Origin of the sequence: Lactobacillus johnsonii, from assembly GCF_013487865.1 — a bacterium.
In the GTDB taxonomy this organism is placed as follows: Bacteria; Bacillota; Bacilli; order Lactobacillales; family Lactobacillaceae; genus Lactobacillus; species Lactobacillus johnsonii_A.
In genome coordinates, this window is record NZ_CP047409.1 from 39,177 (window position 1) to 52,672 (window position 13,496).

The window sequence follows — 13,496 nt, forward strand, 5'->3', positions numbered from 1 at the left end:
AATATACTATATTTTCGGTAACATACTTACAAAGTCACTATATCCTGTAAGCTTTAAAACGTTGGTTATTTCCTGACAAGTAGCAGGATCCTTTTGAAAAACAGACGCGTAATATTTTCCAAGTAACTTTATAAATAGGACGGGCCCTTTGCTATTAATGGTTGAGATATATGCTAATACCTCTTGGATTAACTTTGTGGAGTTTTTCTCGTAGCAATTATCTAGGTAATTAATACAGATTGCGCCAATACATTCTTGCAAAGAACTTTGTAGAATATTTGGATTAGAATATTTCGCTAAGATAGTACCTACTAAAAAGTTCAGCTCATCTATATCGTAGATACGCATTGTTTCTCTAAAAATTTGAAGGGAATGAATATTCCAATTGTTGTTGACGAGAATGTATTGTTTCAGTTTATTTTTTAATTCAATTGGAATTTCTTTAGCTTTAGGAAGATAGACCTCTAAAGTAAGCTGCAATTGCAATTTATAATATTCAGTTTGGCGATTATTAGGAAGTAAATCTATCTCCTGTTTTATTTTTAATAATTTATCTTTGCTTTTTTGCTCAAAAGCTACAGAAATTCTATCCATAATATCTTCTGAGATATTTTCTTTATCATTTAGATTTTCAAAAAAATAGGTAGCATTTATTTGATGTTTATTAAGAATTTGAAGGAGATCGTTAGTCCCAATATTATGAATATTTCTTTCAACTTTTGAATAAAAAGAGGTTGAGACTACATTTGCAGCCATTTCTGTTTGAGTTAATCCTAGTTGTTTTCTAAGATTTAGCAGTGCTTCACCAATTGTCATTCTGTATACCTCAAATTTAATTTTTTAATAATAATCTTATTTAGTCTTTATTCTATCATGTTATAGGATGATAATAATTTCAATTGCATTAATAAGCTATAATAAAGAGAAATTACCACAAATTTACTACGATTACATTTAGAAAACTAGAAAAATGAAAAAACTAACAACAGGAATTTTAGCCCATGTAGATGCTGGAAAAACTACCTTGTCAGAAGGGATGCTCTACAAAAGTGGCACATTGAGGAAATTAGGTGCAGTTGATAAAGGAACTGCCTATTTAGACAGTGATGATTTAGAAAAGAAGCGCGGGATTACGATTTTTTCCCATATTGCGCGCATTCAAACCGGTAATAGTGAATTACAAATTTTAGATACGCCGGGCCATATTGATTTCGCTCAAGAAATGGAAGAGACGTTAAGTGTTTTAGATTATGCCATCTTAGTTGTATCAGCTAGTGAAGGAGTAACTGGATATACACGAACTCTTTGGAGCTTACTAAAAAAGCATGAAATTCCAGTTTTTGTCTTTGTCAATAAAATGGATACCTTGAAAGCTGATAAGGAAAATATTCTTAAGCAACTTAATGAGCTGGATGACAATTTTATTGAGTTTGACAATCAAGATGCAGATTTTTATGAAAAAGTTGCTACTGCAGATGAAACAACCTTAGATCAATATCTAGAACTTGGAAAAATAGAAGATAGTGCAGTCAAAAAATTAGTTAATCAAAGAAAAATTTTTCCAGTATATTTTGGCGCAGCTTTAAAATTAATTGGAATAGATGAATTTCTAGCGGGCTTAGATAAGTGGACTGATGGAAAAAAGTATCCCAATGACTTTGGAGCTAGAATTTTTAAGGTTTCTTATGATGAAAAAGGCGAACGCTTAACTTGGGTAAAGATTACAGGTGGTAGTTTAAAAGCCAAGACCGAGATATTTCCTGATGAAAAGATAAATGAAATTCGTCGCTATAACGGCACTAAGTATCAAGTTATTCCACAGGCAGAAGCTAGTGAGATTATTGCTGTTAGCGGCTTGAAAAGTACTTATCCCGGACAAGGGTTGGGCTTTGAAAATGATCAGACTAATTTTACCGTTCAGCCGGTTCTAACTTATGCAGTAAAAGTTGATTCAGCTAATACAAATACTTGCTTGCAAGCATTAAAACAGCTTGAAGATGAGAATCCTCAACTCCATGTTAAGTGGAACAAGCAGACAGAAGAGATAAGTATTGATGTTTTGGGGAAGATTCAATTAGAGATTCTCCAGCAACTATTACTCGATCGCTTTAATTTAGAAGTTGAATTTACTCAGGGCAAGATTCTTTACCAAGAAAGTATTAAAGCTTCAGTGGAAGGGGTAGGTCACTTTGAACCTTTAAGGCACTATGCAGAAGTTCACTTGTTACTCACTCCTGGTAAAAACGGAAGTAGCTTGGTTTTCAAAAATAAGTGTAGTTTAGAAGTTTTGCCTAAAAAATGGCAAGATCAAGTAATGGAAAGTTTATCTAATAAGGAACACTTAGGCGTCTTAACTGGGTCACCTATCACAGATCTTGAAATTACCCTAGTTGGAGGCCGCGGAAGCAATGTTCATACAGTTGGCGGAGATTTTCGTGAGGCAACTTATCGTGCAGTCCGGCAAGGATTAATGGAGCTAAAAGCTAAAAAACAAGTTTATTTACTTGAACCTTGGTATCAATTCACTTTAAGAATTAATCAGGATCAAGTTGGTCGCGCAATTAATGATATTGAGAGAATGGGTGGAAAATTTGAACTTGGAGAAAGTAGTGGGAACGTCACTACGATTACCGGTCAAGCACCGGTAGCACAGATGCAAGATTATGCCACTGAAGTTAGAAACTACACGCATGGTAGTGGACAACTAGAATGTTTATTCTTGGGTTATCGAGAATGTAAAGATAGTGCTGCTATTATTGAAGAAATGGCTTATGATCCACTATCTGACATTAACAATACTCCTAACTCCGTCTTCTGCTCACATGGCGCAGGTCATACAGTTGTGTGGAATGAGGTACCAAGTCATGCACAGTATCCATATTTAGGATAAATTGCTGCACGATTTTGGTAGATTAAGCTAAATGATTTTTATTATAAAACGCTTTCATTATTTATGAAAAGGTGCTATATTAAAAGTGTGAAATAGCTCTAGTAGAAGTCACGATTAGGATTGTTAATATTTATATTTTTTATTAAGTCGACGATACTCTAGCTATTGCAATTCATAAATATATTTTATAAGAAAAGGAAGTTCTGATTAATGAACTTCCTTTTTTGTGCTAATAAAAATGTAAGTAAAGTAACTATTTGAATCCCATTTGCTTGCGTAGGACCGTGTAGATTGGTTCTCCACCTAAGAGAGCTAGAATTAGATAGGCAATAAAGACACTCATAATCATTGGCAAAACTTGTTCTACGGTTCCGATCATTTCTGTCAACAAAATAATTGCGGTAAATGGGGCTCGCAAAATTGCCCCGAGGTAGGCTGCCATAGAGACAACAATGATATTAGTATAGTTGTCAGTCGGAATGAGGCCTAAGTGGATAAAGACAGTCGCAAAAATCGTCCCCATTAAAGCTCCTAAAACTAAAATCGGCATAAAAGTACCACTAGGAATAGAACTACAATAAGAAATCATAGAAAAAATTAGTCTTAGTAGAAAGAAGACAACTGGGATTAAAATCCATGAAAGCTGCCCTAGTTTTTCTTCTTGGATAATTAATGGATTGTGAAAGAGTGAATCGATCAAGTAATGTGATCCACCCAAAACATGCGGAAAGGCAAGCCCAATCGGAATAACTAATAAAAGTGGAACAATACTGTGGTATTGCATCGGAATAATTTTTAGCTTGCTGAAAAGCCATTTAGTATTTAAAAGAGACCGTTGATATCCATATGCCATTAGACCCGCTACAATTCCCACAGTGATTAAGGACCAGTAGGAGTGAACGGGTAATTTTTTAGCAATTGGAAGATAAAGACAGGGCCGAGTTCCAAAAAATATAATGGTAACTAAGTCTGCTGAAGCAGCGGCTCCTAAGGCACTGATACATTCTTTAGGTTTAAAAGAATGGGTAATGACTTCAACAAGAAAAAATACACCTGCAAGTGGGGCTGAGACTGCTGCACTAAGGCCAGCCGCAATTCCAGCGCATTGAAGCAAGCTTCTATCTTCTTCACTACACTCAAAAATATTTTCTGCAAAACCTTGACCTACTAAAGCTCCCATTTAGATACAAGGTCCTTCTCGTCCAAGAAAAAGACCCATTGAGCTTACTAAGAGGCCGCCTACGAATTTTCGCCATAAGACGGGGAACCAGTCAACTTCGTGTTCTCCCATTAAGGTTGCTTCGACTTGAGGAATACCTGAACCAGATAAGTCTAGTAAATATGGTTTAATAATTTTGCTCACAAGGATACAGATAAAAAATGTAAAGATGGTATATAGACTTATCCATTGGGGATGGGCTGCGAGATAGGGATAGAGAAAGTATAAAAAATGGATGCTTTTATCGATAACAAAACGGAAAATGCTGACTATCATCCCTATAATTAATCCGATAATGATGCTTTGAACTAAAAGCTCGGGCACTCGGGTAGTGAAGGGGCGTCTAAGAAAATCTTTAGCAGGCTTCATAATTGTGACTTCTTTCATAGATTGTTAGGTTCATTGTATGATGAAAATAATGCGCCTTACAAAGAAAATGAATTTAATTATTAGAGGAGTACAAGCAATAAAAATAGAGAAGTAAACAATCTATTTAGAATATAGAATTATTTTAGATAATTTTTCCTCCGTAAAAAGAATGATGAAATAATAGCTAAAGCAAGTCCAAATAATAATACCCATAAAAATCCGAACTTATTTTCTTTGCCTGGCAATCCACCTACGTTCATTCCCCAAATACTACTAATTAATGCAGGGATTGAGATAATAAGTGCAACTGAGTCAAGATACTTCATTAGGTTATTTAAGTGATTATCCATCATTGCTGAAAATAATCCATTAATTGATTCTAAAAGATCTCGATAAACTTTGATTTGCTTAGTTATTCGCTGTTGTGAAAGAATTAGATCAATGATTAGGATTGAGTCAGCAAGATGCTGTTCCTTAAAAAACTTTGTGAGGGAATTGATGGATGTAGTTTGGTCGTTCATTGTGTGATTAAAGTAAACCAGCGTTTTCATTAAATCAGTTGCTTGTTTTAAGGATTGAGTTTTTGTGCTAGTACGTGCTGCATGATCTAGCTCATCAATAGCTTGTTTTATGTTGTCTAATTCCTTGTTAAATTGATAATTTTGATATAGCAATTGTTTAATTAAAAGTACTTCAACTGAAAGTTTAGTAATTGAAGTTTTATCCTGAAAAATAGGTGTCGGTGATTTTTGTAAAATTAGTATTAAATGTTGAGAATTAAATATGGCAATTGTTGGGTAAAGGGAGTCTTCAATTTCACTTTGTTTAGGGTCAAAATTAAAGGATACAAAAATATGTGCACCCTTTAATTTACAGTCGGGAAGAGCGTTAAAGTGAGATACTTCAGTTACAGAAGTTTGCTTAGTGAAAATATGCGTATCACAATTTATTGTTTTTTCTAGATGGTTTAATTCAGCAGCAGTAGGTTGAACTAAAATTATAAGTTTAGCTGATAAAAGGTCATGTGATATTAACTGACCCTGATTATTGTACATAGTAAGCATAAAATAACCTCCTACTCTCAACTCTCAAATTTTTAGACTAAATATATCATAAAGAGGAAGTATAAGTAGGTTTAATGCCTAGTAATGAATTATATGTGTACAATATGTGTATAGAAAATATTAATTTTTAATTAATATACATAACAAGTTATTAAGGAAATGTTAAGCTTACAGAGCTGTAGGCAGTAGAATATCTTTATTGATCAGGACTTGGTATGATTAAGTTAATCAATCATAAGTCATACAAAGATTAAAAATAGCTAGCTAAATCAATCTTTTATGTGTTTTAGGAAAGGAAGCCTAATTATGATGGAAGATAAACATGGAATTAAAGACAAAGTAGCAGGTAAACTTAAAGAAGTAGAAGGAAAAATCACCGGTGATAAAGCTCGTGAGGTCGAAGGAAAAGCTCAACAAGCTAAAGGAAAGGTGAAATCTAAGGCTACTGAAGTAAAAGAAGACTTAGAATAATCTACTTATTGTATATTTTAGAAATAGGAGGCGATCCCCATGCTTCACTGGATTTGGGTTTTGATTGTCGGAGGCGTAATCGGGTTGATTGCAGGAGCCATTACTCATAAAGGCGGCTCAATGAACTGGATTGCAAATATTATTGCTGGGCTAGTAGGCTCATCTCTAGGCGAGGCTTTGCTGGGTGCCTGGGGTCCGCAAGTAGCGGGAATGGCAATTGTTCCATCGTTACTAGGAGCTATTATTTTAGTTATCTTAGTTTCATGGATTATGACAATGCTATTTGGGTCAAAAGCTCATTCATAAATCATATTTAACACAATTTAATAATTTTCTCTCAAAAGAGCAGTCTTAGTCGACTGCTTTTTTCTGTGGGCGGTCTTTTAAATTTTCATAGTATAATGGATGTGATATAAAAATCTAGGTAAGAAAAGAGATAACAATGCGTTTAATTTCATGGAATATTGACTCCCTTAATGCCGCTTTAACCAGTGATTCACCGCGTGCCCAACTTACGCGTAGCGTTTTAAATACAATAAAAGAAAAAGATGCCGATATTATTGCTATTCAAGAAACTAAACTACGTTCTACTGGTCCAACAAAGAAGCACCAAGAAGTTCTTGCAGAGATGTTTCCTAACTATGACTATGTCTGGCGTTCTTCTGAAGAGCCGGCAAGAAAAGGCTATGCAGGAACCATGTTTTTATATAAAAACACTTTAACGCCTGAAGTAACTAAGCCGACTATTGGCGCACCGGATACAATGGATTATGAGGGACGAATTTTAACCTTAGAATTCGATAATTATTATGTTACTCAAGTCTACACTCCTAACTCTGGTAATGAATTGAAGCGATTAGAAGATCGGCAAATTTGGGATGAAAAGTATACAGAATATTTACAAAAATTAGATAAAAGTAAACCAGTAATTGCGAGTGGTGACTATAATGTTGCCCATACTCCAATTGATTTGAAACACCCCGAAAATAATCACCATAACGCTGGCTTTACTGATGAAGAACGTCAAGGCTTTGATACATTATTGAAGCTTGGCTTTACTGATACCTTCAGAAAAATACATGGTAATGTAGAAGGTGTTTACTCATGGTGGGCTCAAAGAGTAAGAACGAGTAAAGACAATAACTCGGGCTGGAGAATTGACTATTACATTGTTTCTGATAGAATTGCTGATCAGGTAACTAAATCAGAAATGATCGATACCGGAGATCGCAAAGATCATTGTCCAATTATGCTAGAAATTAATTTATAATTATCCACTTGTGGATAAGTAAAGAAGATCGTTTAGGTCTTCTTTTTTAATTTAGATGGGAAGTGAAAGTTGTGGATAACGTTTTAAAAGAAGCAATTTTAAATGGGTTATACGATAAGGATAAAAATAATGGCAATGAATTCTTGAGTCCCCAGTTAGTAAGTAATGATAAGGAGAACAAGATATGGTTTACTTTGCGGCAAGAATTACTGTCAGCTACTTCTTTTACTTGGGCAGTTGCATTTATTTCTGAAAATATGCTTGTTCCATTTAAATTAGTGATGTCGGAACTAGCTAAAAAAGGAATTAGCGGTACGTTAATTACAGGTACTTATCTTGGCTTTAATAGTCCGAAAGTTTTCAAGGAATTAATGAAAATACCGAACCTGAAAGTTCGTTTAAGTGAAGAAGCTGGTTTTCATGCTAAGGGATATATCTTTAATCATGAAGATTATCAAACTATTTTAATTGGGAGTGCAAATTTTACTAGATCAGCTTTATTAAAAAATTGTGAGTGGGGATTAAAAGTAACGTCTCATGAAAATGGCCACTTAGTTCAAGAAGTTAATAATCAAATTCAAATTACATTGACTACTAGCATTCCGCTTACCAATTCCTGGATTAGAGAATACGAGAAAAATTGGCAGCCTGTCAAAAAGATAGCTAGGCATTTGGTAAATAATCAGAAAGAAGATATTTTGCCTAATAAGATGCAAAAAGCAGCTTTAAATAATTTAACTGCTCTAGTAAATGAGAATGCAAAAAGAGCCCTAGTCGTTTCTGCCACGGGGACTGGAAAAACATATTTAGGAGCCTTTGCAGTTCGAGAATATCACCCTAAAAAGTTTCTTTATCTAGTACATCGAGAACAAATTGCAAAAAAATCTTTAGAGAGTTTTTATAAGGTAATTGGCGGAAGTCGTGAGGACTATGGTTTATTAACTGGAAATAAGCATGATTTTAATAAAAAGTATCTTTTTGGAACTATTCAAACTTTAAGCCAGGACAAAGTTTTAGCAAAATTGGATCCAAAAGAATTCGATTATATTTTAATTGATGAAGCCCATCGAGTGGCGGCTCCAACTTATCAAAAAATTTTAGAACACTTTACGCCCAAATTTTTACTAGGGATGACCGCTACGCCAGAAAGAATGGATAAGCAAAACATCTATGAAGTATTTGATTATCACTTAGCTTATGAAATTAGGCTAAAGGATGCCTTGAATGAGCAGATGTTAACACCATTTCATTATGTGGGAGTAGAAGATTATACGGTAGGCGATGAGATAATTACTGAAACTAGTAAATTAAAAGACCTAGTTGCCGAAAAACGAGTTGATTATGTCCTTAAGCAGCTTGATTACTATGGGTATTATGGTAAAAAAGCTAAAGGCTTAGTATTTTGCAGTCGGCAAGAAGAAGCACGAAAGTTAGCAGAATTATTTACGCAAGCAGGCCACCCAGCACAGGCTCTGACTAATGAGGACAATCAGAAGAAACGAGTAGAAGTAACTAAGACGTTAGAAAATGGTGAATTAGAATATATATTTACCGTAGATTTATTTAACGAAGGAATCGATATTCCGTCGCTAAATCAAATTGTGATGCTCCGAAATACCCAGTCGAGTATCATTTTTATTCAACAACTAGGGCGTGGACTGCGTAAATTTCCGGGAAAAGACTATGTAACTGTAATTGATTTCCTGGGTAATTATAAGAATAACTATCTAATTCCAATTGCCTTAAATGGTGATAAGAGTTGTGACAAAGACCAAGTTGTTAGAGAAAGTAAATTACCGCAAGTTATCGATGTTTCAACAATTAACTTTACTGAGGTAGCTTCACAAAGAATTTTAGATTCACTTGAAAAAATAAAACTAGATAGCATGCGAGAACTAAAAAAGTCTTACGAAGATTTGAAGGCAAAACTAGGTCACGCACCTCTTTTATATGACTTCTATCAATATGGAACAACCGCTCCAACTGTTTTTGCCAAAAATCACCTTTTAGCCCACTATGGCGATTTTTTAAAGAAAATGGGAGAAAACGTCGAGCTAACAGATTATCAAAGTTCTGTTTTATCTTTTGTAACGAAGGAATTGTTATTTGGTAAAAGACCGCATGAATTATTTCTACTAGAAAACTGTTTAATTAAAGAAAAGGTAAGTGAAGCATCCTATATGCAATTACTTGAAGGAAAAAATTGTTACGTAAATGATGCTGTACTAGATTCAGTTGAGAAAGTTTTATCCTTAGGATTTTTTGACGTGAAACAGGGAAAAACAACGAAAAAAGAGCAGTATGGAAATGTTCCTTTAGTTGAAAAGACCGGAACGCACTATCTATTTTCAAGTCAACTTTCACAGGCCCTAAGTGCTAATAAGCAATTTAAAGACCTATTTAAAGATGTCATAAAAACAGGCTTGGCGCTTTCAAAAGAATATAATTCTGATCAACAATTTACTCTGTATAAGCAATATGATCGTAAAGACGTTTGTCGCCTCTTAAACTGGCCTAAGGACGTTTCAGCACCAATGTATGGTTATCGTGTTGGTGAAAAAGAAACGCCAATTTTTATCACTTACCAAAAAGATTCAAAGAAGAAGAGAAGTGCCCGCTATCATAATACTTTAGAAAATGGACATAGTTTGCGCTGGTATACCCGTACGCCGCGTCACATTGATTCAGATGAGGTAAAACGGCTGCTTAATACAAAAGATATGAAATTACACCTATTTGTTAAGCAAAGCGATGCAGCGGGAAAGGAATTTTATTACTTAGGTACTGCCGATATCCAAAAGGATTCTGTTAAAGAAGAAAAAATAGGTTTAAAGCAAAAGAGTACAGTTGGAATGAATCTGATTCTCAAGCATCCGTTAAATCAGGCAATCTATGATTTGCTTTTCAGTTAAGAATTAAGCATAGTTTAGGATAAATTATAGAAATTCATAATAATTATTTGATAAATTTTAAGTTGCGAAAATGAAGGGATGAGATAAGGGTGAAAATAAAACTAGTCTCTTTAATTACGTTATTAGCGTTAGTTTTGACAGGATGCAGTTTTCAAAACAAACCTAATAGAGCTAATGCAGCACATAAATACTATGTTGAAAAAAGTGAAACGCCGAAAAACAATCTCAATGTAATTCCAACATTATTTTTCCATGGTGGACTAAGTAATTATCATGGAGAAGAGAATATGGTAAAAGCTGCTCAAGAAGCTGGAGTGACGAATTCTGTCATTAGAGCCGATGTAGATGCAAATGGAAAGGTTAAACTGATTGGTACTATTCCAAATAACGCTGTTAATCCAATTGTAGAGGTAAACTATCGAAATAACGTTCAACTTGATTTTAAAGAAAATGGACGTTACGCCAGAAATGTAGTCCAGACTTTACAAAATGAGTATGGAATTAAAAAGGTAAATATGGTGGGACATTCCCTGGGAAATACTTCAATTATGTATTATCTATTGCAAGCTGCCCATAATCCAAATTTACCAAGATTAAATAAGCAAGTCTCAATTGGTGGACATTTTGATGGACTTGATTTTAAGCAGCTGCCAATTGCTATTAGACAGCCTTCTAATCTTCGAGTTAATAATGAAGGAAAGCCAAATAAAATGAATGCCACCTATCGTGAAATGACAAAATTACGAACTCTTTATCCAAACAAAGAAATAGACGTCTTAAACATTATTGGTAATATTGGTGGAAATTCGGATGGGATTGTAAAAAATGCTTCATCTCTTTCATTAGAATACTTAGTTGCTCCTATGGCTAAAAGCTATCGTGTAGTCACAATAACTGGCAAGAATGCGGAACATGGGCAATTAACTTATAATAAACAGGTAGAGAAACAAATTATTAATTTTTTATGGCTACAATAGCAAAATAAAAGAAGATGTTTGAAAGGTAGTGACCCCGGAATTCGGACATGGATTTCGGGGTTTTCCTATGACCAAATTATCTAAAGAAGATCAAATGAATCTCTTTAAAGAATGGAAATACTAACATAAAGGTACTAAGTATTTAAGTAAAAATATGGGATGAACTAAGATGAGTAAAATTCAAGAGTTTATTAGAGAAGACATTAGAAAAAATCCAGAATTGAAAGAACAATATGAGCAAGTGAATTTAAATTTGGATGCTTCAATTTTTGTTAGAGAAATGCGCGACTGCTAATGTTTTTGGTTAAAAGAGATATTTTAATTAAAAACTTTTCAAATTTAGAGTACGAAAAAAGCCACTTAAGAAAAGTGACTTCTGATTGTTTTGCTCACGAAGCATTAACGCTTAATTTCGTGGATCAATCGAGTGACTGAAACAACGAGTCGTGAAGCTTGGTACAATATTAAACCAATAGCAATTAAAGTAAATGCGTCAAGCAAGGCGTACAATTCCTTAAAGAGAACTTGATTAGGCTACGTTGCTAGCGCGCATATATTTGTCAAAAGACGTCTTGTGGGTGGTCGTTGAACCACCTTTTTTTATTGCAAAATTTTCAGGTTTCTCGTATCACAATATATTATATTAAAAATAGCTAAAATTATAATTTAACTAATAAATAATTAAAATTATTGTTGACTTTTAATTTTTATCGTTGTAATATTATGTTCAATCAAAAATAAAAACGGCTTTGATAAGGAAAGTAAGTTTTACTGAAGTCCTACAGAGAGTTTCTGGTTGGTGCGAAGAAACAACGAAGGTTTAGCTGAAAATCACCTTTGAGCAGAAATTACGAATTGAGTAGTTTCAGGGCACGCCCTTTATAGCGTCGACGTATCGCTCTTTTTGAGCCGCACGTGCAACGAGGCTGGAGCTATGCTCAGCGAACATAGGTGGTACAGCGCATAAGCGCCCTATTAGATCAAAATAATTGGTCTGGTAGGGCGCTTTTTTCTTTAACAAAGCTATTAAGTATAGGAATAATTGGGAGAAAATTATTATGAAAAAGTTTATCAAGAGGTGGAGTATACAGTACAAATGCTTTTTCACCTGATAGATTTGGAAAGTGTATATTAAATAAAATGGACCTAGGAGAATTAAAAAATTTGGCCAAAATAATTTTTAAACCTGCAACTGTGAGATATTTAAAATCTCATGCATGGAAGAAAGCATCAGCAATGATGGTAAATGCAATTGTGCAGTATGCACCTAAGAAAGTTGCTAGTTTGGCTGTTAAAAAGTTTGCAAATCTTACACTGCCTGGAGTTGGTTGGGCATCAGTAGCATGGTGGGGGCTCAATGTGGTTGGGATGAATTCCATTAAAAAGTTTTTAAAATGGATATTTGGATTATTACTAATTAATTTTGCAGGACTAATACTAATTACACTTTATTCGGCTTATTACAGCTTTGGTACTATGATTTTTGGAGTTCATACTGAAGCCGCCATAAAGGATTTTTGGAATACTGAATTTATTACTGCGGTTCCTTTTATTATTGGAGTAAATTTACTCGCAATTAGCACTGCACTTTTTCGAATGTATAAGAATAAGAAGAAAAAAACTCTTAGTTAGTTTGATAAATTGGTGTAAGTCATATTTCGAAAGATACACTCACTGGATATAGAGGACAATAATCTTATGAAAAGAAAGCAATTAATTTTATATTTTATTTGTTTAACATTGGTAATTGAACTTTATAATTTTCTAATTGCCCCATATATTTCAAATTTGTTTTTGAATATTATATTAAGCGGAATATGCGGAGGACTAATTACTTTAGTAGTTTATAAATTGAGCAAATAGAAAAGTTTTTAATTTAGTAGTAGATTTTTTTGCTTATTATAAAATTTATTTCATTTTTATAGTTCAAATTTAATCTAGCTACCATTAAGGATTTTTCGGAATACTGAAATCTTATGAAAATACGAGAAACTATTATGAAAAAAGGTATTGTTACAACTCTTTTTTATAAATATGATGTAACAACAACTTTTGTGTTATTAGCCATATTAAATCTTGGGTCACCGTGGGGAAATATTTCTTTTCGTGTGGTTATGGTTCTAATGAACATTGTTGTTGGAGCTAGTATGGAATATTTAGTTAATAGATTTTCTTCAACAAGACGCCCATTGTTTAAAGGGATGGTAGCTTTAATTTTACTTTTTATAAATATAATTTGGATTTTAGTTACGGTCATCTAGTCAAGTGATGGTGAATTATGAAAAAGCTACTACTAGTTTTGAAATAGTATTAGGATTAATTCC

General features: G+C 33.8%; 11 protein-coding genes, 1 pseudogene and 1 other annotated feature. Of the genes and pseudogenes, 9 read left to right on the forward strand and 3 right to left on the reverse strand.

The window, feature by feature from the left end; genetic code table 11:
* Positions 1-6: 6 nt before the first annotated feature.
* Entirely contained in the window at positions 7-816 is an 810-nt protein-coding gene (locus tag GTO82_RS00180; RefSeq protein WP_180873358.1) for a helix-turn-helix domain-containing protein, read from the reverse strand.
* Between the two features lie 154 nt (positions 817-970).
* Between GTO82_RS00180 and GTO82_RS00185 the strand changes: the two genes are divergently transcribed.
* Positions 971-2,890: a GTP-binding protein gene (locus tag GTO82_RS00185; RefSeq protein WP_180873359.1), complete on the forward strand. Its 1,920-nt coding sequence runs from the start codon at positions 971-973 to the stop codon at positions 2,888-2,890.
* A gap of 253 nt (positions 2,891-3,143) precedes the next feature.
* Here GTO82_RS00185 and GTO82_RS00190 read toward each other — a convergent pair.
* Positions 3,144-4,478: pseudogene (locus GTO82_RS00190) on the reverse strand (ClC family H(+)/Cl(-) exchange transporter).
* A 137-nt stretch (positions 4,479-4,615) separates the two neighbouring features.
* Positions 4,616-5,542, reverse strand: a complete 927-nt coding sequence (locus GTO82_RS00195) for a magnesium transporter CorA family protein (RefSeq protein ID WP_180873360.1) — start codon at positions 5,540-5,542, stop codon at positions 4,616-4,618.
* A gap of 309 nt (positions 5,543-5,851) precedes the next feature.
* On the opposite strand from GTO82_RS00195, the gene GTO82_RS00200 reads away from it, so the two are divergent.
* From GTO82_RS00200 to GTO82_RS00230, 8 genes are all read left to right on the forward strand, one after another.
* Positions 5,852-6,013, forward strand: a complete 162-nt coding sequence (locus tag GTO82_RS00200) for a CsbD family protein (RefSeq protein WP_004898353.1) — start codon at positions 5,852-5,854, stop codon at positions 6,011-6,013.
* Positions 6,014-6,052: 39 nt separating this feature from the next.
* Positions 6,053-6,319, forward strand: a complete 267-nt coding sequence (locus GTO82_RS00205; protein ID WP_004898354.1) for a GlsB/YeaQ/YmgE family stress response membrane protein — start codon at positions 6,053-6,055, stop codon at positions 6,317-6,319.
* A gap of 136 nt (positions 6,320-6,455) precedes the next feature.
* Complete coding sequence (locus tag GTO82_RS00210; RefSeq protein ID WP_094497652.1) at positions 6,456-7,283, forward strand: exodeoxyribonuclease III; 828 nt, start codon at positions 6,456-6,458, stop codon at positions 7,281-7,283.
* Positions 7,284-7,345: 62 nt separating this feature from the next.
* Positions 7,346-10,195: a DUF3427 domain-containing protein gene (locus GTO82_RS00215; protein WP_180873361.1), complete on the forward strand. Its 2,850-nt coding sequence runs from the start codon at positions 7,346-7,348 to the stop codon at positions 10,193-10,195.
* A gap of 89 nt (positions 10,196-10,284) precedes the next feature.
* Positions 10,285-11,172 carry an alpha/beta hydrolase gene (locus GTO82_RS00220; RefSeq protein ID WP_180873362.1) on the forward strand — a complete coding sequence of 296 codons (888 nt, stop codon included), beginning with the start codon at positions 10,285-10,287 and terminating at the stop codon, positions 11,170-11,172.
* A gap of 169 nt (positions 11,173-11,341) precedes the next feature.
* Positions 11,342-11,467 carry a hypothetical protein gene (locus GTO82_RS09675; protein WP_004898362.1) on the forward strand — a complete coding sequence of 42 codons (126 nt, stop codon included), beginning with the start codon at positions 11,342-11,344 and terminating at the stop codon, positions 11,465-11,467.
* Between the two features lie 445 nt (positions 11,468-11,912).
* Positions 11,913-12,150, forward strand: a binding site (T-box leader).
* Between the two features lie 381 nt (positions 12,151-12,531).
* Entirely contained in the window at positions 12,532-12,804 is a 273-nt protein-coding gene (locus GTO82_RS00225; protein WP_041818405.1) for a hypothetical protein, read from the forward strand.
* 365 nt (positions 12,805-13,169) lie between these two features.
* On the forward strand, positions 13,170-13,433 hold the full coding sequence (locus GTO82_RS00230) for a hypothetical protein (RefSeq protein WP_135014519.1): 264 nt from the start codon (positions 13,170-13,172) through the stop codon (positions 13,431-13,433).
* Positions 13,434-13,496 lie beyond the last annotated feature (63 nt).